The sequence below is a fragment of the Pseudacidovorax sp. DMC4 genome (assembly GCF_056314265.1).
Genome location: NZ_JBQUYR010000009.1, coordinates 20,106 through 45,223, shown reverse-complemented (window position 1 = coordinate 45,223; position 25,118 = coordinate 20,106). Strand labels below are relative to the sequence as shown.

22 protein-coding genes and 1 other RNA gene are annotated in these 25,118 nt (G+C 67.4%); 11 read left to right on the top strand and 12 right to left on the bottom strand.

Annotated elements, in window-relative coordinates:
- Positions 1-39: 39 nt before the first annotated feature.
- The 7 genes from rpsA to gyrA form a co-directional block, all read right to left on the bottom strand.
- Positions 40-1,725 (bottom strand): 30S ribosomal protein S1, encoded by a 1,686-nt coding sequence (gene rpsA, locus ACT54X_RS17650; RefSeq protein WP_354321809.1) that lies wholly within the window; start codon positions 1,723-1,725, stop codon positions 40-42.
- A 209-nt stretch (positions 1,726-1,934) separates the two neighbouring features.
- Positions 1,935-3,944: a bifunctional 3-phosphoshikimate 1-carboxyvinyltransferase/cytidylate kinase gene (locus ACT54X_RS17645; protein ID WP_294378582.1), complete on the bottom strand. Its 2,010-nt coding sequence runs from the start codon at positions 3,942-3,944 to the stop codon at positions 1,935-1,937.
- A gap of 95 nt (positions 3,945-4,039) precedes the next feature.
- On the bottom strand, positions 4,040-4,909 hold the full coding sequence (locus tag ACT54X_RS17640; protein ID WP_294378583.1) for a prephenate dehydrogenase: 870 nt from the start codon (positions 4,907-4,909) through the stop codon (positions 4,040-4,042).
- 8 nt (positions 4,910-4,917) lie between these two features.
- The gene (gene pheA / locus ACT54X_RS17635; protein WP_294378585.1) at positions 4,918-6,039 is read right to left on the bottom strand and encodes a prephenate dehydratase; all 1,122 of its coding nucleotides are present in this window, start codon (positions 6,037-6,039) and stop codon (positions 4,918-4,920) included.
- 21 nt (positions 6,040-6,060) lie between these two features.
- Positions 6,061-7,182 carry a 3-phosphoserine/phosphohydroxythreonine transaminase gene (serC, locus tag ACT54X_RS17630; protein ID WP_294378587.1) on the bottom strand — a complete coding sequence of 374 codons (1,122 nt, stop codon included), beginning with the start codon at positions 7,180-7,182 and terminating at the stop codon, positions 6,061-6,063.
- Between the two features lie 43 nt (positions 7,183-7,225).
- Entirely contained in the window at positions 7,226-7,840 is a 615-nt protein-coding gene (locus tag ACT54X_RS17625; protein ID WP_294378588.1) for a DUF2059 domain-containing protein, read from the bottom strand.
- Positions 7,837-10,476, bottom strand: coding sequence for a DNA gyrase subunit A (gene gyrA / locus ACT54X_RS17620; protein ID WP_294378589.1), 2,640 nt, complete (start codon positions 10,474-10,476; stop codon positions 7,837-7,839). The genes ACT54X_RS17625 and gyrA overlap by 4 nt, the downstream gene beginning before the upstream one ends.
- A gap of 230 nt (positions 10,477-10,706) precedes the next feature.
- On the opposite strand from gyrA, the gene ompA reads away from it, so the two are divergent.
- From ompA to ssrA, 4 genes are all read left to right on the top strand, one after another.
- Positions 10,707-11,366 (top strand): outer membrane protein OmpA, encoded by a 660-nt coding sequence (ompA, locus tag ACT54X_RS17615; protein ID WP_043113615.1) that lies wholly within the window; start codon positions 10,707-10,709, stop codon positions 11,364-11,366.
- A 99-nt stretch (positions 11,367-11,465) separates the two neighbouring features.
- Positions 11,466-12,194, top strand: coding sequence for a bifunctional 2-polyprenyl-6-hydroxyphenol methylase/3-demethylubiquinol 3-O-methyltransferase UbiG (gene ubiG / locus ACT54X_RS17610; protein ID WP_294378590.1), 729 nt, complete (start codon positions 11,466-11,468; stop codon positions 12,192-12,194).
- Positions 12,191-12,868 (top strand): HAD-IA family hydrolase, encoded by a 678-nt coding sequence (locus ACT54X_RS17605; protein ID WP_294378591.1) that lies wholly within the window; start codon positions 12,191-12,193, stop codon positions 12,866-12,868. Before ubiG ends, ACT54X_RS17605 begins: the two co-directional genes overlap by 4 nt.
- Before the next feature lie 13 nt (positions 12,869-12,881).
- Positions 12,882-13,267, top strand: a transfer-messenger RNA (tmRNA) gene (ssrA, locus tag ACT54X_RS17600).
- Positions 13,268-13,434: 167 nt separating this feature from the next.
- Here ssrA and ACT54X_RS17595 read toward each other — a convergent pair.
- Positions 13,435-13,620, bottom strand: a complete 186-nt coding sequence (locus ACT54X_RS17595) for a hypothetical protein (RefSeq protein ID WP_017757035.1) — start codon at positions 13,618-13,620, stop codon at positions 13,435-13,437.
- A gap of 254 nt (positions 13,621-13,874) precedes the next feature.
- Between ACT54X_RS17595 and icd the strand changes: the two genes are divergently transcribed.
- Both icd and ACT54X_RS17585 read left to right on the top strand, forming a co-directional pair.
- Positions 13,875-15,140 (top strand): NADP-dependent isocitrate dehydrogenase, encoded by a 1,266-nt coding sequence (gene icd, locus ACT54X_RS17590; protein ID WP_017757034.1) that lies wholly within the window; start codon positions 13,875-13,877, stop codon positions 15,138-15,140.
- Between the two features lie 147 nt (positions 15,141-15,287).
- On the top strand, positions 15,288-15,785 hold the full coding sequence (locus ACT54X_RS17585) for a YciE/YciF ferroxidase family protein (RefSeq protein WP_017757033.1): 498 nt from the start codon (positions 15,288-15,290) through the stop codon (positions 15,783-15,785).
- A gap of 179 nt (positions 15,786-15,964) precedes the next feature.
- Here ACT54X_RS17585 and ACT54X_RS17580 read toward each other — a convergent pair whose 3' ends face one another.
- From ACT54X_RS17580 to ACT54X_RS17565, 4 genes are all read right to left on the bottom strand, one after another.
- The gene (locus ACT54X_RS17580) at positions 15,965-17,005 is read right to left on the bottom strand and encodes a VWA domain-containing protein (protein ID WP_234195049.1); all 1,041 of its coding nucleotides are present in this window, start codon (positions 17,003-17,005) and stop codon (positions 15,965-15,967) included.
- Positions 17,006-17,019: 14 nt separating this feature from the next.
- Complete coding sequence (locus ACT54X_RS17575; protein WP_294378592.1) at positions 17,020-18,018, bottom strand: DUF58 domain-containing protein; 999 nt, start codon at positions 18,016-18,018, stop codon at positions 17,020-17,022.
- Positions 18,019-19,035, bottom strand: coding sequence for an AAA family ATPase (locus ACT54X_RS17570; protein ID WP_294378593.1), 1,017 nt, complete (start codon positions 19,033-19,035; stop codon positions 18,019-18,021).
- 92 nt (positions 19,036-19,127) lie between these two features.
- A complete protein-coding gene (locus ACT54X_RS17565; RefSeq protein ID WP_294378594.1) occupies positions 19,128-20,120 on the bottom strand; it encodes a S1C family serine protease in 993 nt (330 codons plus the stop codon).
- Positions 20,121-20,209: 89 nt separating this feature from the next.
- Here ACT54X_RS17565 and ACT54X_RS17560 point away from each other — a divergent pair, with 89 nt between their 5' ends.
- From ACT54X_RS17560 to tfpB, 5 genes are all read left to right on the top strand, one after another.
- On the top strand, positions 20,210-21,052 hold the full coding sequence (locus ACT54X_RS17560; RefSeq protein ID WP_294378595.1) for a TatD family hydrolase: 843 nt from the start codon (positions 20,210-20,212) through the stop codon (positions 21,050-21,052).
- A 198-nt stretch (positions 21,053-21,250) separates the two neighbouring features.
- The gene (locus ACT54X_RS17555; protein ID WP_354321817.1) at positions 21,251-21,826 is read left to right on the top strand and encodes a hypothetical protein; all 576 of its coding nucleotides are present in this window, start codon (positions 21,251-21,253) and stop codon (positions 21,824-21,826) included.
- 133 nt (positions 21,827-21,959) lie between these two features.
- Positions 21,960-22,490, top strand: a complete 531-nt coding sequence (locus ACT54X_RS17550) for a DNA-deoxyinosine glycosylase (protein WP_476347660.1) — start codon at positions 21,960-21,962, stop codon at positions 22,488-22,490.
- Positions 22,487-23,251, top strand: a complete 765-nt coding sequence (locus tag ACT54X_RS17545) for a class I SAM-dependent methyltransferase (RefSeq protein WP_476347659.1) — start codon at positions 22,487-22,489, stop codon at positions 23,249-23,251. The genes ACT54X_RS17550 and ACT54X_RS17545 overlap by 4 nt, the downstream gene beginning before the upstream one ends.
- Positions 23,248-25,089 carry a type IV pilus assembly ATPase TfpB gene (gene tfpB / locus ACT54X_RS17540; RefSeq protein WP_354321820.1) on the top strand — a complete coding sequence of 614 codons (1,842 nt, stop codon included), beginning with the start codon at positions 23,248-23,250 and terminating at the stop codon, positions 25,087-25,089. Before ACT54X_RS17545 ends, tfpB begins: the two co-directional genes overlap by 4 nt.
- The last annotated feature ends 29 nt before the right edge of the window (positions 25,090-25,118 follow it).

Below are 25,118 nucleotides of genomic sequence, written 5' to 3'. Positions count from 1 at the left end.
GGCGTCTGCACCCCTGCGACCCGCCGCGATCCGGGTCGATTACTTGTCGCTGCCGTCCAGCTTGGCACGCAGCAGGGCGCCCAGGCTGGTGGTGCCGGCGTTCTCGCGGGCCGACTGCTGGTTCAGGCTGGCCATGGCTTCCTGCTGGTCGACCATGTCCTTCTGGCGGATCGACAGCTGGATGCTGCGGTTCTTGCGGTCCACGTTGGTGACCACGGCCGTGACTTCGTCGCCTTCCTTCAGCACGTTGCGGGCATCTTCCACGCGGTCGCGGGAGATTTCCGAAGCGCGCAGGTAGCCGACGACGTCGCCGCCCAGGTCGATCTCGGCGCCACGGGCGTCCACGGTCTTGACCTTGCCGGTCACGATCTGGCCCTTGTCATTGACGGACGAGAAGGTGGTGAACGGGTCGCCGTCCAACTGCTTGATGCCCAGGCTGATGCGCTCGCGGTCCACGTCGACGGCCAGCACGATGGCTTCGACTTCCTGGCCCTTCTTGTAGTTGCGCACGGCGGTCTCGCCAGCTTCGTTCCACGACAGGTCGGACAGGTGCACCAGACCGTCGATGCCGGCAGCCAGACCCACGAACACGCCGAAGTCGGTGATCGACTTGATCGGGCCCTTGACGCGGTCGCCGCGCTTGGTGTTCTGCGCGAATTCCTGCCAGGGGTTGGCCTTGCACTGCTTCATGCCCAGGCTGATGCGGCGCTTGTCCTCGTCGATTTCCAGGACCATGACTTCCACTTCGTCGCCCATGGAGACGATCTTGTTGGGAGCCACGTTCTTGTTGGTCCAGTCCATCTCGGACACGTGCACCAGGCCTTCGATGCCCGGCTCGAGTTCGACGAATGCGCCGTAGTCGGCGATGTTCGTGACCTTGCCGAACAGACGCGTGCCCTGCGGGTAGCGGCGCGACACGCCCAGCCACGGGTCGTCGCCCATCTGCTTGAGGCCCAGCGAGACGCGGTTCTTCTCGGTGTCGAACTTGAGGATCTTGGCGGTGATTTCCTGGCCGGCCTGAACGACTTCGCTCGGGTGGCGGACACGGCGCCAGGCCATGTCGGTGATGTGCAGCAGGCCGTCGATGCCGCCGAGGTCGACGAAAGCACCGTACTCGGTGATGTTCTTGACCACACCGCGGACGATGGCGCCTTCCTTCAGCGTCTCCATCAGCTTGGCGCGCTCTTCGCCCATCGAGGCTTCGACCACGGCACGGCGCGACAGCACGACGTTGTTGCGCTTGCGGTCGAGCTTGATGACCTTGAACTCCATCGTCTTGTTTTCGAAGGGAGTCAGGTCCTTGATCGGACGGGTGTCGATCAGCGAGCCCGGCAGGAAGGCGCGGATGCCGTTGACCAGCACCGTGAGGCCGCCCTTGACCTTGCCGCTGGTCGTGCCGGTGACGAATTCACCGGATTCCAGGGCCTTCTCGAGCGCCAGCCACGAAGCCAGACGCTTGGCCGTGTCGCGCGAGAGGATGGTGTCGCCGTAGCCGTTCTCGACGGAACCGATGGCCACGGAGACGAAGTCGCCGGCCTGGACTTCGAGTTCGCCCTTGTCGTTCTTGAATTCGTCGATCGGCACGTAGGCTTCGGACTTCAGGCCTGCATTGACCACGACGTGGTTGTGCTCGACGCGGACCACCTCGGCGGTGATCACTTCGCCCGCGCGCATTTCGGAACGCTTCAGGGACTCTTCAAAGAGGGCGGCAAAAGATTCGGACATTGAGTTTCCTTCCGGTCTCTCCAGGTTTCCAGCCGCCCATGCAACATCGCGTGCGGCTGTTTCTATGACTGGAACCGGTGGTTTGGGCAGTGAAGCCCGGGGGTTGAGGTTGAACAACCAGCAGGCCGGTGCGCTGACGCGCGAGGGGAGCCTGGCTGGAGCGATAGGCGCACCCGGCAGGGCCGGGGCGCCGAGCCCGACGAAAGCGCTTAATGCGTCTCGAAGGGCTGCACCTGCCGCCACCAGTCCAACACCTGCGCGACCGACTGATCGATGCTGAGGAAGGAGTTGTCCAGGAGGCGGGCGTCCTGCGCGGGTTTGAGCGGGGCGACGCTTCGATTCGAATCGCGGGCGTCGCGTGCTTCCAGGTCCGCGCGAAGGTCGGCGAGTATAGCGGGAATTCCTTTGGAAATCAATTGCTTATGCCGCCGCTCGGCCCGGTGCTCGGCACTGGCCGTGAGGTAGACCTTCAGCGGCGCGTCGGGGAAGATCACCGTGCCCATGTCGCGGCCGTCGGCCACCAGCCCGGGCAGGCGGCGGAAGCTGTGCTGCAGTTCGGTGAGGGCCGCCCGCACGCCGGGCAGGGCCGACACGCGCGAGGCGTCCATGCCGGCCGCCTCGGTGCGGATGGCGTCCGTCACATCCTCGTCGGCCAGCAGCACACGGCCGGCGTCGAAGCGCAGCGGCAGCGCGCGGGCAATGGCGGCGATGGCGGCCTCGTGGGCCGGCTCCGGCTCCAGGCCGGCCCGGCGGGTCGCGAGACCCGCCACGCGGTACAGCGTGCCCGAGTCCAGGTAGTGGTAGCCCAGCCGCAGCGCCAGCTCGGCCGCCAGCGTGCCCTTGCCCGAGGCGGTGGGGCCGTCGACGCAGAGCACCGGCACCTCGTCCGCCGCGACGACCGAGAACAGGGTCTCGAAATAGTCGGGGAAGGTCTTGGCGACGCATTTCGGATCGAGGATGCGCAGCGGCCGGCGGTCGGGGTTGAAGGCGGCCAGCGAGAAGCACATGGCCACCCGGTGGTCGTCGTACGTGTGGATGGCGGCCGGCTTCCAGCCGCCGACGGGCAGTGGATGCACGACGATGAAGTCCGGCCCCGATTCGACGGTGGCGCCCAGCTTGCGCAGCTCGGCCTCCATGGCGTCGATGCGGTCGGTCTCCTTCACGCGCCAACTGGCGATGTTGCGAAGCCGGCAGGGGCCGTCGGCATAGAGCGCCATCACGGCCAGCGTCATGGCGGCGTCCGGAATCGCGTTGCAGTCCAGGTCGATGGCCTTGAGCGGCCAGGCGCCGCGGCGCACCTCCAGCCAGTTGGGGCCGCTGTCCACTTGCGCGCCCATCTGGCGGGCTGCGTCGATGAAACGGATGTCGCCCTGGATCGAGTCGGCGCCCACGCCTTCGATGCGGATGCCGTTGCGCCCCGGCAGCGGTGCGGCGAGCGCGCCCAGGCCGATGAAGTAGCTGGCCGAGGACGCATCCGCCTCGACATGAATGCGCCCGGGCGTGAGGTAGCGGCTGCCCTGCGGGATGGTGAAGCGGCGCCATTCCTCGCGCTGCACCTGGATGCCGAAGCGGGCGAGCAGGTTGAGCGTGATCTCGATGTAGGGCTTGGAGATCAGCTCGCCCACCACCTCGATCACCACATCGCGGCTGCCGGCGGCCAGTGGCAGGGCCAGCAGCAGCGCAGTGAGGAACTGGCTCGACACATCGCCCCGCACGCGGATCGGGGTGTCGAGCTGCAGGGCTGAGATCTGGGCCGGGCGGATGCGCAGGGGCGGATAGCCGGGGTTGCCCAGGTAGTCGATGGGACAGCCCAGCTGCACCAGGGCGTCGACCAGGTCGCCGATCGGGCGCTCATGCATGCGCGGCACGCCAAGCAGCTGGAAGTCGCCGCCCAGCAGCGCCAGCGCCGCCGTCAGCGGCCGCATGGCCGTGCCGGCATTGCCCAGGAACAGGTCGGCCTGCCGCTGCTTCACCTGGCCGCCCAGGCCTTCGATGCGCAGCACCGCGCCGTCACGGGCGAGGGTGCAGCCCAACTGGGCCAGCGCCTCCAGCATGACGCGGGTGTCGTCCGAATCCAGCAGGTCGTGGATCTCGGTCGTGCCGCTGGCCAGTGCAGCCAGCAGGAGCACGCGGTTGGAGATGCTCTTGGAGCCGGGCAACCGCACGGTGCCGCCGGCGCCGGCCAGCGCGGGAAGGTCGAGGAACTCGGTGGCGTACATGGAAGAGGCAGATGAAGGAGGGCCGCGGGAATCGGGGACTCAGCGCTCGAACGCGGGGGCGACAAGGATCACCATCGGCCGACGCGCGCGTGCGCTCAGTGGGAGAAGGCGGGCTTCAGGGCGGCGCGGGCACGGCTGGCCCGGCCGATGGCATCGCTGAGGCCGCTCGCGTCGCCTGCGGCGATCTGCGCCTCGAAGTCCGCCAGCGCCTCGCGGAAGGTGCGCGATTGACGCAGGACTTCCTCGCGGTTGGCCAAGAGGATGTCGCGCCAGACGGCCGGATCGCCGGCGGCGATGCGCGAGAAGTCGCGAAATCCGGGACCGGCGAGTTCGAGCCAGCGGGCGCCATCGGGTTGCTGCGCGATGGACTGCATGAAGGCGAAGGCCAGCAGGTGGGGCAGATGACTCACCGCCGCCAGGGCGGCATCGTGGCTCGCGGCGTCCATCGTCAGCACGCGGGCGCCGATCCGGCTCCAGACCTCGATGGCGCGCTGTACCTGCTCGGCGCGCGAGCGTTCGGTGGGCGTGAGGATGACATGCCGGCCCACGAACAGCGCGCCTTCGGCATGCTCGACGCCTGCGACTTCCTTGCCGGCGATGGGATGGGCGGGCACGAAGTTGCCGACCTGATGCTGCAGCGCGCGAAGGCCGGCCTGCACCACGTCGCCCTTGGTCGAGCCCACGTCCATCAGCAGCGTCTGCTCGCCGAGGCCGTGGCGGATGGCGCTCAGCGTCGACTCCGTCGCGGCCACGGGCACCGCCAGCACCACGAGGTCGGCGCCTGCGACCGCCTGCAGGGCGGAAGGCGCCCCGGTGTCGATCACACCCAACTGGCGCGCGCGCTCGGTGGTCGAGGGCGACTTGCTGTAGCCGACGACCCGGCGCACCAGCCCCGCCTGGCGCAGCGCCAGGGCAAAGGAGCCGCCGATGAGGCCACAGCCGATCAGGCCGAGTTGCTGGAACATCCTCGGACTCAAGCCTTGACGGGATAGGCGCCGATGATCTTGAAGAACGCGCACAGGCCGCGCAGTTCGGCCAGGGCCGCGGCGACGTTCGGCTGGCTGGGATGGCCGTCGAGGTCGATGTAGAAGTAGTACTCCCACTGGCCGGTGCGGGCGGGGCGCGACTCGAAGCGCGTCATCGAGACCTTGTGCTCCTTCAGCGGCACGAGCAGATCATGCACCGCACCCGGCTTGTTGGGCACCGAGACCACGAGGCTGGTCATGTCGCGTCCAGAGGCCGGCGGCATCGCCAGCGTGTGCGGCAGGCAGATGACGGCGAAGCGCGTGCGGTTGTACGGATCGTCCTGGATGGCATGGGCCACGATGTGCAGGCCGAACTGCGTGGCGGCACGTTCGCCAGCGATGCCGGCCCACGCCGGGTTGGTGGCCGCCAGGCGGGCGCCTTCGGCATTGCTGGAGACGGCGCGCCGCTCGGCCTTCGGCAGATGCTTGGACAGCCAGCCGTGGCACTGCGCCAACGCCTGCGGATGGGCCATCACCACTTCGATATCGTCCAGCGAGTTGCGGCTGCACAGCAGGTTGTGGCGCACCAGCAGGCTGACCTCGCCGACCACATGGGCGGGCGAATGCAGGAACAGGTCGAGCGAACGGGCGACGGCGCCTTCGGTGGAGTTCTCCACGCCCACCACGCCGTACTGCGCGCTGCCGGCGGCCGTGGCGTGGAAGACTTCGTCGAAGGTGGCGCAGTACACCAGATCGGCCGCACCGCCGAAGTACTCGATGGCGGCTTGTTCGCAGAAGGTGCCTTCGGGGCCCAGCACCGCCACGCGCTGCGGCGATTCGAGTGCCAGGCAGGCGGACATGATCTCGCGCCAGATGGCTTCGACGTGCGCGCCCTTGAGCGGGCCGGGGTTGTTGCGCTTGACCTTCTCGATGACCTGCGCGACACGGTCAGGCCGGAAGTAGGGCGTGCCTTCGCGCTTCTTCACCTCGCCCACCAGTTCTGCCACATGGGCGCGCTGGTTCAGCAGGTCGAGCAATTGGGCGTCCAGCGCATCGATGCGCTCGCGTAGAGGCGCGAGGCTGTCGGCGGCGGAGGAGGAGGGGGGGGGAGGGGATTGGTCAGCAGTCATCGAGCGGACTCACGCCTGTATTCAGGCGTGCAGGCGCTCGAATTCTCTCATGTAGGACACAAGTGCCTGAACGCCTTCCAGCGGCATGGCGTTGTAGATGCTGGCGCGCATGCCGCCCACGGACTTGTGGCCCTTGAGCTGCAGCAGCCCGGCCGTCTTCGCGCCTGTCAGGAAGGCCTCGTTGCGCGATTCGTCGGCCAGCAGGAAGGGCACGTTCATGCGCGAGCGGCAGGCCGGATCGACCTTGCTCACATAAAAGGCCGATGCGTCGATGAAGTCGTACAGCAGCTTGGCCTTGGCGATGTTGCGCGCCTCCATGGCAGCCACGCCGGTCAGCTCGCCTTCCTTCTGCTGCAGCAGCCACTGGAAGGTCAGGCCCGCCATGTAGATGCCCCAGGTCGGCGGCGTGTTGTACATCGAATCGTTCTCGGCCACGAGCTTGTAGCTGAAGGCGCTTGGGCAGATCGGCAGGGCGCGGTCGAGCAGGTCTTCGCGCACCACCACCAGCGTCAGGCCGGCGGGGCCGAGGTTCTTCTGGGCACCACCGAAGGCCAGGCCCACACGGCTCCAATCCACGCTGCGCGATGCGACATGCGAGGAGAAGTCGATGACCAGCGGCGCGTCGCTGCCGAGGGCTTTCAGGTCGGGCAGTTCCTGGAACTCGATGCCGTTGATCGTCTCGTTGGAGCACAGGTGCACATAGGCGGCGTCTGCGCTCAGCGACCACTTGGCGGCTTCAGGAATCGCCACATGGCCGCCTTCGGCGTTGGTGGCGGCCATGCGCGCCTTGCAATACCGGCCCGCTTCCTTGAGCGACTTGGTGCTCCAGCTGCCGGTGACCACGAAGTCGACCGTGCCACCGCGCGAGAGGTTCAGCGGCACGATGGCGTTCTCGCCCAGCCCACCGCCCTGCATGAACAGGATTCGGAAGTTGGACGGCACCGCCAGAAGCTGGCGGAAGTCAGCCTCCGCCTGCCCGATGATCTCGCCGAATTCCTTGCCGCGGTGGCTCATCTCCATCACGCCCATGCCGCTGCCGTGCCAGTCGAGCATCTCCGCTGCCGCGCGGCGCAGCACGGCCTCGGGCATGGCGGCCGGGCCGGCAGAGAAGTTGTAAGGACGGCGTGGGGCGGCGGGTGTCATTCGGCGGCGGGCGGCGGGCGGCGGGCGGAGGCGCAGGCAGGGGTTACTTCTTGGCGGGGGCCTTGGGTGCGGCGCTGCCGCTGGTGCCGCTGCTGCTTGCACCGTTGCCCTTGGCCGCACCACCATCGGTGGGCGCGCCCAGGGCCTTGGCGACGTTGGTGTCCAGGGCGCGCAACTTGGGCTCGACCGACGTGCGGGTCTCGGCCACCAGTTTCTCCGTCAACGCGTTCTGCAGCTGCGGATTGAGTTCCTGGTATTTCTTGCTCACCGGCGAGCTGACCCAGGCCACGAGCTGGCGCATCTCTTCTTCATTGAAGTTCTGGTCCAGCACCGGCGTCAGGGCCGCGGGAGCCAGTTGGACGGCCTTGTCGCGCACCAGCGGATAGGCGTCGTCGAAGTACTTCTTCAGTTCGGCGTCGGCGGCCTTGCCGGCGGCTTCGCGCTTGGCCTCGGGCACTTGCGTCTGCAGGTAACCGGCACCCGCGCGGGCGATCGGCAGGCTCGACTCTTCGACCAGGCCCCGCGCCAGCGCTTCCACGCCCGGACGCTGCAACTCGATGAACTGCTTGATGAGGGCAGCCTTGTCCTGGGCCCAGGCGCCGGAGACGGCTGCAGCGAGCGTGGCGCCGATCAGGGCGGTCTTGATGTGTTTCTTCATTGAGGGTTCTCCTGGGATGGATCTGCGGCGTCTTCCGCATCGGCGGCCGCGTTGGCGTCGTTCTCGACGATGCGCTGCAGCCCGCTGAGCTTGGCGCCTTCGTCGAGGTTGATGAGCGTGACACCTTGCGTCGCGCGGCCGAGTTCGCGGATTTCTGATACGCGTGTACGTACCAGCACGCCCTTGTCGGTGATGAGCATGATCTCGTCATCCACATGCACCAGCGTGGCGGCCACGACCTTGCCGTTGCGCTCGCTCTGTTGAATCGCGATCATGCCTTTGGTTCCCCGGCCGTGGCGGGTGTACTCGGTGATGCTGGTGCGCTTGCCGTAGCCGTTCTCGGTGGCGGTGAGCACGCTCTGCGTCTCATCCTCGGCCACCAGCATGGCGATCACGCCCTGCCCGTCCTCCAGCATCATGCCGCGCACGCCGCGGGCATTGCGGCCCATGGGCCGTACGTCGTTCTCGTCGAAGCGCACAGCCTTGCCGCCATCGGAGAAGAGCATCACATCGTGCTTGCCGTCCGTCAGTGCCGCGCCGATGAGGTAATCGCCGTCATCCAGGTCGACGGCGATGATGCCGGCCTTGCGCGGGTTGCTGAATTCGTCGAGCGCTGTCTTCTTGACGGTGCCCATCGACGTGCCCATGAAGATGTAGCGGTCGGACGGGAAGTTGCGCGTGTCGCCGGTCAGCGGCAGCACCACGGTGATCTTCTCGCCCTCGGCCAGCGGGAACATGTTGACGATCGGTCGGCCGCGCGAATTGCGCGAGCCCGAAGGCACTTCCCACACCTTGAGCCAGTACAGCCGCCCGCGGTTGGAGAAGCAGAGGATGTAGTCGTGCGTGTTCGCAATGAAGAGCTGGTCGATCCAGTCGTCTTCCTTGGTCGCGGCGGCCTGCTTGCCCCGACCGCCGCGCTTTTGCGCCCGGTACTCGGAGAGCGGCTGGCTCTTGATGTAGCCGCTGTGCGAGAGCGTGACCACCATGTCGGTGGGCGTGATCAGGTCTTCGGTGGAGAGGTCCTGCGCGCTGTATTCGATCTCGCTGCGGCGCGCGCCCAGCTTGGTCTGGCCAAACTCTTGCCGCAGGGCGCCGAGTTCCTCGCCGATGATGACCGACACGCGCTCGGGCTTGGACAGGATGTCGAGCAGGTCGTCGATCTCCGCCATCACTTCCTTGTACTCGGCGACGATCTTGTCCTGCTCCAGGCCGGTCAGGCGCTGCAGGCGCATCTGCAGGATTTCCTGTGCCTGCGTCTCGGAAAGGCGGTAGAGGCCGTCGCCCATCAGGCCGTAGATGCGCTCCAGGCCTTCGGGCCGGTAGTCGTCGGCATTGATGGTGCCGCCGTCGGCGCGCGCGCGGGTGAGCATCTCGCGCACCAGCTTGCTGTCCCACGAGCGGGTCATCAGCTCGGCCTTGGCCACCGGCGGCGTGGGCGACTCGCGGATGATGCGGATGAACTCGTCGATGTTGGCCAGCGCAACCGCCAGGCCCTCGAGCACGTGGCCGCGCTCGCGCGCCTTGCGCAGGTTGAACACCGTGCGCCGCGTCACCACCTCGCGGCGGTGCTGCAGGAAGACCTGCACCAGGTCCTTCAGGTTGCACAGCTTGGGCTGGCCATCCACCAGGGCCACCATGTTGATGCCGAAGGTGTCCTGCAGCTGCGTCTGTTTGTACAGGTTATTTAAGACCACCTCCGGCACTTCGCCGCGCTTGAGCTCGATCACCAGGCGCATGCCCGACTTGTCGGACTCGTCCTGGATGTGGCTGATGCCCTCGAGCTTCTTCTCGTGCACCAGTTCGGCCATGCGCTCCTGCAGCGTCTTCTTGTTCACCTGGTAGGGCAACTCGTCGACGATGATGGCCTGGCGCTGGCCGCGGTCGATGTCCTCGAAGTGGCACTTGGCCCGCATCACCACCTTGCCGCGGCCGGTGCGATAGCCTTCCTTGACGCCGTTGATGCCATAGATGATGCCGGCCGTCGGGAAGTCGGGTGCCGGCACGATCTCCATCAGGTCGTCGATGCTGGCGTCGGGGTGGCGAAGCAGATGCAGGCAGGCGTCCACCACCTCGTTCAGGTTGTGGGGCGGAATGTTGGTGGCCATGCCCACCGCAATGCCGCCTGAGCCGTTGACCAGCAGGTTGGGCAGGCGGCTGGGCAATACCAGTGGTTCTTTTTCGCTGCCGTCGTAATTGGGGCCGAAATCGACGGTTTCCTTGTCGATATCCGCCAGCATTTCATGCGCGATTTTTGCAAGGCGAATTTCGGTATATCGCATCGCCGCCGCACTGTCGCCATCGACCGAGCCGAAATTGCCCTGGCCATCCACCAACATGTGGCGCATGGAGAAATCCTGCGCCAGACGCACGATTGTGTCGTAGACCGACTGGTCGCCATGCGGGTGGTACTTGCCGATGACATCGCCAACGATACGGGCCGACTTCTTGTAGGGCCGGTTCCAGTCGTTGTTGAGCTCGTGCATCGCGTACAGCACACGGCGATGCACGGGCTTGAGGCCATCCCGCGCGTCGGGCAGGGCGCGCCCGACGATCACGCTCATCGCGTAGTCGAGATAGCTGCGCCGCATCTCCTCCTCGAGGCTGATGGGCAGGGTTTCCTTGGCGAACGATGTCATGAGGCGGCAGCAGGTCGGCGGGCGAAACGGTGGATTTTACGTTGCCCGCGGTGTCGCGAGACAGCAACACAAGTGCGGCTTTCCGTTGCAGTCCTACGCCGGCCGGGGCGGGCGCGCCCGGTTTGAGAAAGACCCTATGGCACAATGAACTCCAGCGTTTTGGGTGGTGGTCACTTGAGACGTCCTTGTTTCGCGGCTGCGGCTGCGGCTTTTTCCCCAAGAGGAGAACCATGAAGAAACTGAATAAAGTGGCGATGATGTTTGCAGTCGCTGCGCTCGCCACGGCCGCCGGCGCGCAGACCAAGGTCACCGCCGCGAACGGTGGTCCCGTGATCGACAACTGGCAGAACGGCACTGGCGAGCTGGTCTGGAAGAACGGCACCAACGAACTCTGCTGGCGCGATGCCAACTGGACCCCCGCCACGGCCGCCGTGGGTTGCGATGGCGCTCTGGTTACCGCTGCCCCCGCTCCCGTTGCTGCGCCCCCGGCTGCCGTGACGCCGCCCGCGCCGCCTGCACCGCCGGCCGTTGCCGCTTCGAAGGTCACCTTCGCTGCCGACGCCTTCTTCGACTTCGACAAGTCGGTCCTGAAGCCGGAAGGCCGTGCCAAGCTGGACGATCTGGTCTCCAAGATCAAGGGCATCAACCTGGAAGTCATCATCGCCGTGGGTCACACCGACTCCATCGGTACCGATGCCTACAACCAGAAGCTGTCGGTGCGCCGTGCCGAAGCCGTGAAGGCCTATCTGGTCTCCAAGGGCATCGAACGCAACCGCGTGTACACCGAAGGCAAGGGCGAGAAGCAGCCCGTCGCCGACAACCGTACCAAGGAAGGCCGCGCCAAGAACCGTCGCGTGGAAATCGAAGTGGTCGGCACCCGCGCCAACTGATTTCGATCAGCCCGCTGAAAACCCCGCCTCGGCGGGGTTTTTTTATGGCCATTCCTCGCATCCGGTCGATGACTTCGACGCGAACTCCATAATTCAACGATGACGGCAACTCATCCCAACGCAGATCCGGCCGAACTGGCCAAATTTTCTGAACTGGCCCACCGCTGGTGGGATGTGGACAGCGAATTCCGCCCCTTGCACGAGATCAATCCGTTGCGGCTCGAATGGATCGAGGGGCAGGTGCCTCTTGCGGGCCAGCGCGTGCTGGACGTTGGTTGTGGTGGCGGCATCCTATCGGATGCCATGGCGCGTCGCGGCGCCGACGTCCTGGGCATCGATCTGGCGGGCAAGGCGCTCAAGGTCGCGCAATTGCACGCCCTCGATGCAGGCACCCAGGGCGTGCGCTATCGCGAGGTGGCGGTGGAGGCGCTGGCCGAAGAGGCTCCCGGCAGCTTTGATGTCGTCACCTGCATGGAAATGCTGGAGCATGTGCCGAAGCCGGCTTCAGTGGTTCAGGCCTGCGCCAAGCTGGTCAAGCCTGGTGGATGGGTGTTCTTTTCCACCATCAATCGCAATGCCAAGGCGTTCATGCTGGCGATCGTGGGCGCGGAGTACGTGCTGAACATGCTGCCGCGGGGAACCCATGAATACGCCAAGCTGATCCGGCCGGCGGAGCTTGCGGCGCACTGCCGGGCGGCATCGCTGATGATCGATCACTCGCGGGGGCTCCAATACAACCCGTTGACCCGCCGTTACTGGCTCAACGACGACGTGAGTGTCAACTACATGCTGGCAACGCGGCGCGCGGTCCAGGCGGCCGGCGCATGAGCACAGTGCCCTGGCTGGACATTCAGGCGGTCCTGTTCGATCTCGACGGCACCCTCGTCGACAGCGCGCCCGAACTGGGCGCGGCCGCCGATCGGATGCGGGTCGAACGGGGCATGGCCTCGCTGCCGCTGAGCGCCTACCGGTCCATGGCTGGCGCCGGTGCGCGAGGCATGCTGGGTGTGGCATTCGGGCTGCGACCCGAGGACGCGCAGTTCCCTGAGCTGAGGGAGGAGTTCTTCAAGAACTATGAAGCGCTCATGCTCGATGGCACCCATGCCTTCGAGGGCGTCGAGGCACTCATCACCCAACTCGGCTCTCGTCGCCTGCCCTGGGGTGTGGTCACCAACAAGGCCAGCCGCTTCACGGTGCCACTGACTGGGAGCATGCCGTTGTTCCGCACAGCAGGGGCGATCATCAGCGGGGACACCACGCCGCATTCGAAGCCTCATCCGGCGCCGTTGCTCGAGGCGGCACGGCGCATGGGGGTGGACCCTGCCCGCTGCGTCTATGTGGGCGATGACCAGAGGGACATCGTCGCAGGTCGGGCCGCTGGCATGAGGACGGTTGCCGTTGCCTATGGCTACCTTGGCGCGGAGGCCGATGTCACCCTTTGGGAGGCGGATGCGGTGATTTCTTTGCCCCTCGACCTCTTGCAATGGTTGCCGTCGGCCTAAAATGAACGGTTCTGGGGCTGCATTGGTTTCGACGTGGGTTCGGGACCGCAGTGGTGCATGTCGAGCTGAATGTGCTCGTAAAACAGATTCAAACAAACTAACTGCAAACGACGAACGTTTCGCACTCGCAGCCTAATCGCTGCGAGCCTTGCAACAGTCGGCCGATGGGCTGGGCAAGGGGGCGTTAGAGCAATCTGACGCCTCCCGGCTGCAAGGTTAATCACATTGGCTGGCGGCGGTCCGGGTACCTTGGGCCGTTGCGAGATCTAAGGGTGCTGGCTGTCGGCAAAGCGTGCGTCTGCGCGTTGCCGGTGGCGAGATCCAAAACAGAGCGCTAAACATGTAGATCTGCGCGGCGAAGGCTTGCGGACGGGGGTTCAAATCCCCCCAGCTCCACCACACATCAGCGTTGCTATCGCCAACGCCCTCCGAGCCCGGACTGCGAGCCAGATCCGGGCTCATTTCTTTGATGCCTGCCTTGCCGCACCCTGTGAGACAGAGCGCTGGGGCGAGCCCGCAAAAAAGCCCGGCGGTGCCGGGCTTTCGTGCATGCGCTGATGCAGCGTTCAGGCGGCCTTGACGCTCTTCTTGGCCTTGGCCTTGTGGGCGACCTTGTGCTTGGTGGCCTTCTTGGTGTGCTTGGCCGAGGCGGCCTTCACGGCCGGCGCGTCGGTCGGCGCCGCGGCGGGGGCCTGGGCGAAGGCGCCGGTGGCGATCAGACCGGCGGTGGCGAAAGCGAGAAGCTTCTTCATAAGAACATCCTTTGGGATTGACGGTTTTTGGGACTGCCTTGATGAGCACTCAGCCATACACGGGATCGTGGCCGGCTGCTTGTAAAACGGCGCAGACGCGATCCGGTTGACGGCGCCGGTGAACATCGCGCGGGTACCCCATGCGCCCCGTCGCCTGGAGGGCCGCGTCTAGAATTCCTTGCCACGCCGGCCCATCCGCGGCTGAGCGCGACCGTTGTCGTACGAAGTGGCGCTTCTTCCACCCAAGCTCATCCATGTCCAGCTACCAGCACATCCAAGTCCCGGCGGAGGGCCGGAAGATCACCGTCAATGCCGACAACACGCTCGACGTGCCGGACCAGGTGATCATCCCCTTCATCGAAGGCGACGGCGTCGGTCGCGACGTGACGCCGGTGATGCTCAAAGTGGTGGATGCGGCGGTGGCCCAGGCCTATGGCGGCGCCCGCAAGATCCACTGGATGGAGATCTATGCTGGCGGCAAGTCCACCCAGCTCTATGGTCCCGACGTCTGGCTGCCTGACGAAACCCTCGCTGCGGTGCGCGACTACGTCGTCTCGATCAAGGGGCCGCTGACGACGCCCGTCGGCGGCGGAATCCGCAGCCTGAACGTCGCGCTGCGCCAGCAGCTCGACCTGTACGTGTGCCTGCGCCCGGTGCGCTATTTCAATGGCGTGCCTTCGCCGCTGCGCGAGCCGAGCAAGACCGACATGGCCATCTTCCGCGAGAACTCAGAGGACATCTACGCCGGCATCGAGTACGAGGCCCGCTCCGAGAAGGCGCAGAAGCTGATCCGCTTCCTGGTGGACGAGCTGGGTGCCAAGACCATCCGCTTCCCCGAGACCTCGGCCATCGGCCTCAAGCCGGTGTCCATCGAAGGCACGGAGCGCTTGGTGCGCAAGGCCATCCAGTACGCCATCGACAACGACAAGCCCAGTGTCACGCTCGTGCACAAGGGCAACATCATGAAGTTCACCGAGGGCGGCTTCCGCGAATGGGGCTACGCCCTGGCGGCGCGCGAGTTCGGCGGCCAGCCCATCGACGGCGGACCGTGGCTGCGGGTCAAGAGCCCGAAGACCGGCAAGGACATCGTCATCAAGGACGTGATCGCCGATGCCTTCCTGCAGCAGATCCTGCTGCGGCCCGCCGAGTATTCGGTGATCGCCACGCTCAACCTGAACGGCGACTACATCTCCGACGCGCTCGCGGCGCAGGTGGGCGGCATCGGGATCGCACCGGGCGCCAACATGTCCGACACCGTGGCCATGTTCGAGGCCACGCACGGCACGGCGCCCAAGTACGCCGGCAAGGACTACGTCAACCCAGGCTCCAGCATCCTCTCGGCCGAGATGATGCTGCGCCACATGGGCTGGAAGGAAGCGGCGGACCTGATCATCCGGGCCATGGAGGCGGCGATCCAGAGCAAGCGGGTCACCTATGACTTCGCGCGGCTGATGGATGGCGCGACGCAGGTGAGCTGCTCCGGCTTTGGTCAGGTGATGATCGACGCCATGGCCGAGTAACGGGGCCGCCGCCCGATGCGCCGCACGTTGCGGCGGCGCGTACGGCCTTCATCGAGCGCGGCGCACGCGTCCCCGCGACGCTTCCTACAGCCTCATGGACGTGGCATGACAGGGTAGGGGCTCCATCGTTTGCCAAGGAGCCTCCCCATGCCCATGAAGACCGTCCAGGACCTGTTCATCCACGACCTGTCCGACACCTACAGCGCCGAGAAGCAGATGACCCGCTCGCTCCCCAAGATGGCGCGCGCGGCGACCAATCCCGAGTTGCAGGCCGCCTTCGAAGCCCACTTGGAAGAGACGCGCGCGCAGGTCGAACGCATCGAGCAGGTCGCCGAGCAGTGTGGCTTCAAGCTCAAGCGCATCAAGTGCGAGGGCATGGAGGGCTTGATCGAGGAAGCGACCTCGCTCATCGACCAGATCGAAGCAGGCCCGGTGCTCGATGCGGCGCTCATCGCTTCGGCGCAGAAGGCAGAGCACTACGAAATCGCCGGCTACACCTCGCTGTGCCTGGTGGCGCAGAAGCTGGGCTTCCAGGAGGCAGTCTCGCTGCTCAAGGAGACTTTGGGCGAGGAGCAGGCCACGGACCAGCGGCTGGGCACGTTGGCGGAGGCGATGCAGATCGACGAGGCGCAGGCTGCCGCCTGAGCCGGCGCCAATCCGCATATTGATGCCTGCCGCGTGCCCTGATACGGAAGGGCGCATCTGCGCCCTCCGTCAGGCTCGGGAACGAAACCCCGCCAGCGCGGGGTTTCGTGCTTTCTCCCGTGGGCCTGCAAGTGACTCGGCGCTGACAACGCCACTCGGCCGCCGCGCCGCTGGCAGGCTTACAGAATCCGGTTGAACCACAGCAATGACAGGCCCGCTGCCAGCAGCGACAGGGCGGCCGCCGCGATGGCGAACAGTGCGGAGACCTCGGTTTCCTTCTTTTCGACCGTCAGGCGCGAGCTGAGGGTTTCGTAGACCTTGTGCAGGTCCTGCGCGGTGCCGGCGTAGAAGTACTCGGCGGCCGTCCGGTTGGCGACCGCCTTCAGCGTTTCCTCGTCCAGACGCACGCGCATCGACCAGCCTTCGAAGCCGATGGTTTCGCCATCCACCGTACCCACCCCGACGGTATAGACGCGCACCCCCCGATCGGCCGCGGCCTTGGCGGCGTCCAGTGGATCGACGCCGGTGGTGCGCTGGCCGTCGGTCAACATGATGATTGCGGCCGACGAGTAGGAGCCTGGCGCGACAGGCTTGAACGGCTCGGCCGGCTTGCGCCCCGCGCGATCCAGCGAGATGCCCTGCTGTCGACTTTGCGGCCCGAAGTCGGCGATGTCGATGCCGGCATCGGGGAAGAGCGTGGCCAGCGACACCACGATGGCATTGCCCGTGGCCGTGGCCCGCTGCAACTGGAAGGAATCGATGGCGGCCACCAGCTCATCGCGGCTGGTGGTAGGCAACTGCGCCACGTTGGCGCTGCCGGCGAAGGCCACGACGCCCACCTTGACGTTGCGCGGCAGGTCCTTGATGAAGGCCTTGGCGGCTTCCTGCGCGGCCACCAGCCGGTTGGGCTTCACGTCCTCGGCCCGCATGCTGCCTGACACGTCCATCGCCAGGATGATGGTCTGCTGGTTGGAGGGCAGGGTGATTACCGCCAGCGGGCGGGCCGCGGCGAGCAGCATGGCTGTGATCGCGAGCAGGAAGAGCACGGGTGGCAGGTGCCTGCGCAGCGACTGCCGTGCGCCCAGCGCCTCGCGCACGATGGACAGGCTGGCATAGCGCACGGCCAGCTTCTTCTTGCGCCGGATCAGCCACACGTACAGCAGCACCAGCGCAGGCACCAGCAGCAGCAGCCACAGGAACTGCGGCCAGAGGAAGGTCAGGGGCAGCGTGGCATTCATCGCAGTTCTCCAGCGCGTCGTGGCGGCGCGCCGGTCGCGCGCACCCGGCGACGGCGCATGTCGGCAAATCGGACGATGGCTTCGACCAGATCGTCGGCGGTGGAGAGCTCCAGTGCATCGACGCCGGCGTTGGCCAGGGCCTCGCGCAGGGCGTCCTCGCGCTCCGCGGCGAGCTTGGCGAAGCGGCGGCGGAAGGCCGCGTCGTGGGTGTCGACCCAGACCTGCTCGCCGGTTTCGGCATCGGCCAGCGGCACCAGGCCCAGGTCGGGCAGCTCGCGCTCCAGGGGGTCGAACAGGCGCACGGCCACCACTTCGTGGCGCTGGGCCAGGCGCGCAAGGGGCTTCTCCCAGCCGGGCTCCGTGAGGAAGTCGGAAACGACGAAGACGGTGCTGCGCCGGGGCATCAATCCTGCTGCCGACTGCAGCATGTCGGCCAGCCGGGTCATGCCGCGGTGGGGCGCCTTGGTGTCCGTTGCGGCATGCGCACGGCGTTCCATCTCGTGCAGCAACCGCAGCACGTGCGTTCGGCTGCTCCGCGGGGGCAGCACGGCCTCGAGGTCATGACCGTAGACCAATGCCCCCACGCGGTTGCCGTGGCGCGTGAGCAGTCGCGCGAGCACACCGACGAAGCCGGCCGAGATCTCGCGCTTGGCCCTCGGGCCGGAGCCGAAATCCACCGAGCGGCTCAGATCCAGCACGAACCAGGCGGCCATCTCCCGGTCTTCGGTGAAGACGCGCACGTGCGGCACCTGCTGGCGCGCGGTGACGTTCCAGTCGATGTGGCGCACGTCGTCGTGCATCTGGTATTCGCGCAGGTCGGCCAGGTCCAGGCCGGTGCCGCGCATCAGCGTGCGGTAGTCGCCTTGCAGCAGGCCGTCGAGGCGGCGGATGACGGTCCACTCCAGCCGGCGCAGCAGCCGGTCGGCCGCCCCGGCCTCGGGAGCCGGGTCGTTGGCCGCCGGCAGGGCGGCGGGCTTGCGGCGCCACAGCTTCATTCAGGCCACCAGCTTGTCGTGTTCGAGTGGCCGCGGAGGCGCGGGCACGGCGCGCATGATCTTCTCGATCAGCAGATCGGGCGTGAGGCCTTCCGACAGGCCCTCGTACGACAGCGTCACCCGGTGGCGCAGCACGTCGGGCACCAGGTCGCTCATGTCCTCGGGCAGCACGTAGGCCCGCCCGCGCAGCATGGCGAGAGCGCGTGCGCCTTCGGCCAGGCCGATGGTGGCGCGCGGGCTGGCGCCAAAGGTGATGAAGCGGCGCGTGTCCTTGAGGCCGAACTTTTCGGGATTGCGCGTGGCGGAGATCAGCTTGACCGCGTACTGGATCAGCGACGGGTCGACATACACCTGCCGCGACTGGGCCTGCAACGCCGCCAGCTGCTCGATGGTGGCCACCGGCGCGGCCTCCAGCTTCTCGCCGATCACCCGCTGGACGATGACGAACTCCTCGTCGTCGGTGGGGTAGTCGACCAGCACCTTCATCATGAAGCGATCCACCTGGGCTTCGGGCAAGGGATAGGTGCCTTCGGTCTCGATGGGGTTCTGCGTGGCCATGACCAGGAAGGGGCGCGGCACGCGGTGCGTCTCGCCGGCGATGGTCACCTGGCGTTCCTGCATCACCTCCAGAAGCGCGCTCTGCACCTTGGCGGGCGCGCGGTTGATTTCGTCGGCCAGCAGCAGGTTGGCGAAGACCGGGCCGAGCGAGGTCGAGAAATCGCCGGTCTTCTGGTTGTAGATGCGCGTGCCCACCAGATCGGCCGGCACCAGGTCAGGCGTGAACTGGATGCGCTTGAAGCTGCCGCGCATGGTCTCGGCCAGCGTCTTGACGGTGAGCGTCTTGGCGAGGCCCGGTACGCCTTCGACCAGCAGGTGGCCGCCGGCCAGCATGGCCACCATCACCCGTTCGAGGAAGCGGTCCTGGCCCACCACCACGCGCTTGACCTGGTAGAGGATCTGTTCCATCAGCTCGGCGGTGGTGGCAGCGGTGTCGGGCAGGGCGGTCGGTGTGGTCATGAGGCTTCCGGTGGACGGTCGGTAGGCGGCGGTCTGTGGATGGGGCAATCACGATGCCAGCCGCACGGGCTGGCGCTGGGCGGCGGACAGCGTCAGAAGGGCGGCGAGCCCACCGCCGAGGCGGCGTTCTCGATGGGCACCGCAAAGCCGATGCCGATGAAGGTGCGCTGCTGCGTCGGGTTGAGGATGGCGGTGACGATGCCCAGCACCTCGCCGTCCATGTTGATCAGCGGGCCGCCGGAGTTGCCGGGGTTGGCCGCCGCATCGAACTGGATCAGGTTGGACAGCTCCTGCTTGCCCTCTGGCGACTGGAAGGAGCGCTTGAGCCCCGATACCACGCCCGCCGAGACCGACGGACCGATGCCGAAGGGAAAGCCCACCGCCACCACCTGGTCGCCGGGGCGCAGGTCGGCGGTCGATTTCATGGTGGCGGCCACCAGGTCGTCGGGGATCTTCTGCGCCTGGAGGACGGCCAGGTCGTTCTCGGGCTGCACGCCGGTCACGGTGGCCACCGATTCCAGGCCGTCGAAGAAGGTCACCTTGATCTTCTGCGCGCCCGCGACGACGTGCAGGTTGGTCAGGATCACGCCCTTGTCGACGATGACCACGCCGGTGCCGATGCCGCGCTCGACTTCGCCGGGCGGGCCCGAGGCCTCCGGCGGTTTGCCGCGCGCCATGTTGCGGCCGCGCTTCTCGGTCCGCGCGGCGGGGGTTTCCTTTTCCTCGCCGTAGCTCACGACGCGGACGACCGAGGGCCGGATCGTGTCCGCCGCGCGCGTCGCCTGCGAAGGCAGCGTCTGCGTCTGCAGCGTCTTGAGCACGGCGGCGTCGATGTCCTTCTGCGTCAGCTGGAGCCCGGTAGTCGGGCGCTGCCACAGCCAAGCGCTGGTGGCGCCCAGGGCCAGCACGGCCACCGTAAGTGCCGCCACGGTGCGGCGGCCCGGCTGCCATGCCGCCGGGCGGACGGAAGGGCCAGGGGAGGGGGCGTCGCCTTCCCCTCCCGCTGGCGGCAACGGAGAGGACATCGGCTCGTCCTCGGCAACGGGACGACGGGGCGACGGGCTGTAGCGGGCGGGCCTGCGCATCGATGCACCTCCGGAAAAGTGATGCAGGGGTGGGGTCACCCTAGCACGCTTCGTACCGCTTTGCAGCCCCTGCGGCATGATCTCCCCGCATGGCGGTCTTCATCGATACCCACTGTCACCTGGATGCGCCCGAATTCGGTGCGCAGGCGTCGCAGGTGCATGCGCGATCGCGGCAAGCGGGCGTGGCGCTGTGCCTGATCCCGGCCGTATCCGCCTCCAATTTCGACGCCGTGCGGGTACTGGCGCATGCGCAACAGGATGCCTATGCGCTGGGCATCCATCCGTTGTGCACCGCGGGGGCCGGCGATTCGGCGCTCGCGGCCCTGGAAGGTGCGCTGGATCGCCACGCCGACGATCCGCGTCTGGTGGCGGTGGGTGAGATCGGGCTGGACTATTTCGTGCCCGGCCTCGACGGCCTGACGCAGGAGCGGCTGTTCCGGCGTCAGCTTCAGATGGCCTGGCAGCGGCAACTGCCGGTGCTGCTGCATGTGCGCCGCTCGGTCGACAAGGTGCTGCGCCAACTGCGCGAAGTGGGCGGCGGCCAACCATGGAGCGGCATCGCCCATGCCTTCGTCGGAAGCCGTCAGCAGGCCGAGGAGTGTCTGGCGCTTGGGCTGAAGCTCGGGCTGGGCGGCGCGATGACTTTCGAGCGGGCGACCCGGCTGCGCGAACTGGCGGCGCAACTGCCGCTCGACTCCTTCGTCCTCGAGACCGATGCGCCGGACATCCCGCCCAGCTGGCTCTACCAAACCCGGGAGGCCCGCGAAGCCGGCGTGCCCCAGGGGCGCAACGAGCCGGCGGAAGTCCCCCGCATCGCACAGGTGCTGGCTGAACTGCGCGGCCTGCCCGTCGGCGACGTGGCAGCGGCCACGACGCGAAATGCCCTCCAGGCGGTGCCTCGACTGGCGGCATTGATGCCCCTCGCGGGATGAAGGGCTTGCCGGCCTGTCGGACGCGGCCGATACGGCTTCGTAGGCGGAGGTCGCAACATGGCGTTCCAGCGATTGCAAGGCGTTCTTCGGTGTCATCCTTCGGCCACGGCCTGCCGTTGCAGGCCATACGGGGGCACCACCCCGTGTGTCCCAAACCGGGGCTGCCCCACGCGGCCCGTATCCAAAGGAGCGATTCCGATGACAACGTACAACCTCCGCGCCCTTCCTGCCGCCCTGATCGTGGCCCTGGCCGCCATCGGCCTGCCGGCGGTCGCGCAGACCAGCGCCACGACCACGACGACCACCACCGCGACGACGCCGGCCGTGCCCGCAACGGCACAACCCACGCTGACGGAGCGGGCCAAGGAAACCGGTAAGGAGGCGGTCGACGCCACCGAGCGCGGCGCCAAGAAGGCCTACCACGCCACCAAGAACACCGCCGAGAAGGCGGCCGACGCCACCGAGCATGGCGCCAAGAAGGCCTACCGCAAGACCAAGGAAGTCGGCGGCGAAGCGGTCGATGCCACCGAAAGCGGCGCCAAGAAGGCGTATCGCAAGACGAAGGAAGTGGGCGGCAAGGCCGTCGACGCCACGGAAAGCGGTGCCAAGAAAGCCTACAGCGCGACCAAGCACGGCGTGCAGAAGGCCGGCGATGCAACGGCCAACGTGGCCCACAAGACGGCCGACGGCATGCGCACGGCCGGCGACAAGATCGGCGAGAAGATCCCCGGCACCGAGCAGAACGAAGCGGCCAAGGCAGCCGGCAAGCAGTGATGGGGTGAGTGCCGCCGAGCCCCGTATCTCACGGGATCGGCGGCCCACCCGGCCCATGGCAAAGAGCCCGCTTCGGCGGGCTCTTTCGCATGGCGGCCCTGGAAGCCGCAGCCGACCGCGCGATGATGGCGCCATGCCGGTGTCGTCTCCTTCGTCCCCACCCGAGCCGCCGCTCCTGGAAGGGCTTGCGCCCGTGGTCGCCGCCCACACCCGGCTGCTGATCCTGGGCAGCTTCCCGAGCCGCATCTCGCTCGAGAGGCGGCAGTATTATGCGAACTCCCGCAACCAGCTCTGGACACTCTTGCAAGCCCTCTGGCCCGAGCAGCCGCTTCCGCCTTCTCACGACTATGCCGGGCGCTGCCGGTGGATCCTCGATCGAGGCCTGGGGCTGTGGGACGTGTACGCACGCTGCCGGCGCACCGGCAGCCTGGATTCCGCCATCCGTGACGCCGAGCCCAACGACCTGCGCCAGCTCGATCTTCCCCGCCTCGAAGCCGTCGCCCACAACGGCGCCGCCAGCCATGCCCAGGCCATGCGGCTGGGCATGACAGGCGTGGTCGTCCATCGCCTGCCTTCCACCAGCCCGGCCCATGCCGCCTGGAGCCTGGCGCGCAAGACCGAGGCGTGGCGCGAGGTCTTTGCACGACACGGGCTTTGCGCATGAAGGCCCGCCGCAGCAAGCCGCAGGAGCTGCCCGAGGTCAACTTCTCGGACTGGGGCGACATCCGCTACCTGCACCTGGGCACGGAATGGGTGCAGGGCTCCATGCGCATCGATGCGCCCTTCGAGATCGAGCTGGAGTACGTGCAGCGCATGATGGCTTGGCTGCTCTTCGTCGAACCGTCCGAGGTGGCCAAGTGCCATGCCATGCAACTGGGGCTGGGCGCGGCCTCGCTCACCAAGTTCTGCCGCAAGCAGCTGCGCATGCGCACCACCGCCATCGAGCTGAACCCGGCGGTGGTGGCCGCCTGCCGCGGCTGGTTCAAGCTGCCGCAGGACGACGCCAAGCTTCAGGTCGTGATCGCCGATGCCGCTGAAGAGGTGCGCGTCGCCCAGTGGCAGGGCCAAGTGCATGCGCTGCAGGTCGACCTGTACGACCACGAGGCGGCGGCGCCCGTGCTCGACAGCGCCGAGTTTTATGCCGATTGCCGCGGCGTGCTGGCCGAGGACGGCTGCATGACGGTCAACCTCTTCGGCCGCTCTTCCAGCTACGACCGCAGCGTCGAGAAGATCGCCGAGGCCTTCGGCGCCGATGCGCTGTGGGCCTTCAAGCCCACGCGTGAAGGCAACACCATCGTGCTGGCCCAGCGTACCCCGTCGCGGCCCAAGCGCGAACGGCTGGCCCAGCAGGCCGAAGTGGTCTCGGCGCGCTGGGGCCTGCCGGCGCCCAAGTGGCTGCGCGTGTTCAAACCCCTGCAGCCATGACCCGACCCGCGCGCTCCGGCATGCCGAACGCCCATCAAGGCCCGGTGGTGTTGCGCACCCTGGTGGAGTGGCTGGCGCAGGACGGCGTCATCAGCCGCGAGGAGGCTGACCGCACCATCGCCCGCTGCGCCCAGGCCGAGAGCAGCCAGCATCCGCTGGTGCGACTGGCCAACGTGGCCATCACCGGCGCCGCGGACGGGCGGCCGCTCGACCTGGAGCGGCTCACCGAGTGGCTGGCCGGCCGCGCGGGCCTGCCCTACCTGCGCATCGATCCACTCAAGGTGGACGTGGGCAAGGTGGCCGACGTGATGAGCGCGGCCTATGCCGAGCGCCACAAAGTGCTGCCGGTGCAGGTCGGCCCCACCGAGGTCATCGTGGCCACGGCCGAGCCCTTCATCGCCGACTGGGTGGCCGAGGTGGAGCGCCAGTCGCGCCGGCAGGTACGGCGCGTGGTGGCCAACCCGGTCGAGATCCATCGCTACACGGCCGAGTTCTTCGCCCTCGCGCGCTCGGTGCGCGCGGCGCAGAAGGCCGGCGGCCAGGCGGCGGCCACCAGCTTCGAGCAGTTGGTGGAGCTCGGCCGCAGCAACCGCCAGCTCGATGCCAACGACCAGAGCGTGGTGCAGGTGGTGGACTGGCTGTGGCAGTACGCCTTCGACCAGCGCGCCTCCGACATCCACCTGGAGCCGCGGCGCGAGCAGGGCGTGATTCGCTTCCGCATCGACGGGGTGCTGCATCCGGCCTACCAGATGCCGCTCACTGTGATGAGCGCCATGATCGCCCGCATCAAGCTGCTGGGCCGCATGGACGTGGTCGAGAAGCGCCGCCCGCTGGACGGCCGCATCAAGACCCGTCGCCTGCGCCCGGCGCTGCCCGGCGCCGAGGCCGCCGGCACCGGCACGGCAGCGCATGAGGAGGTGGAGATGCGCCTCTCCACATTGCCCACGGCCTTCGGCGAGAAGATGGTGATGCGCATCTTCGACCCCGACACCGTGGTCAAGGACCTGGACGCGCTGGGCTTCTCGGCCCACGACGCGGCGCGCTGGAAGTCGCTCGTCGCGCATCCGCACGGCATCATCCTCGTGACCGGCCCGACCGGCTCGGGCAAGACCACCACGCTGTATTCGACGCTGCGCCGCGTGGCGACCGAGGAGGTCAACGTCAGCACCATCGAGGACCCGATCGAAATGATCGAGCCCTCGTTCAACCAGACCCAGGTGCAGCACCATCTGGACTTCGGCTTCACCGAGGGCCTGCGCGCCCTCATGCGGCAGGACCCGGACATCATCATGGTGGGCGAGATCCGTGATCTGGACACCGCCGAGATGGCCGTCCAAGCCGCGCTCACCGGCCACCTGGTGTTCAGCACGCTTCACACCAACGATGCGCCCAGCGCCATCTCGCGCCTGATGGAACTGGGCGTGCCCGCGTACCTGGTCAACGCCACGCTGCTGGGCGTGATGGCCCAGCGTCTGGTGCGCACGCTGTGCCCGCACTGCAAGCAGCTCGACGATGAGGTGACGCGCGAGACGCTCGATGAGCTGGCTTCGCCCTGGCGCGTGAGCGGCGGCACCGTGCGGGCCTACAAGCCCGTCGGCTGCATCGAATGCCGCATGACCGGCTACCGCGGCCGCACCGGCCTGTACGAGCTGATGATGGTGAGCGAGAGCTTCCGCGGCCTGCTGGGCCAGGCGCCCGACATCGGTGCGCTGCGTCGGCAGGCGGTGGCCGACGGCATGCGGCCGCTGCGTCTGGCGGGTCTGCTGCGCGTCGCCGAGGGGCTGACCACCGTGGCCGAGGTGCTCGCGGCCACGCCGGCCCTGCAGGAAAGAAGCTGATCGCGGCCGGGGCAACCCCGGGCTAACCC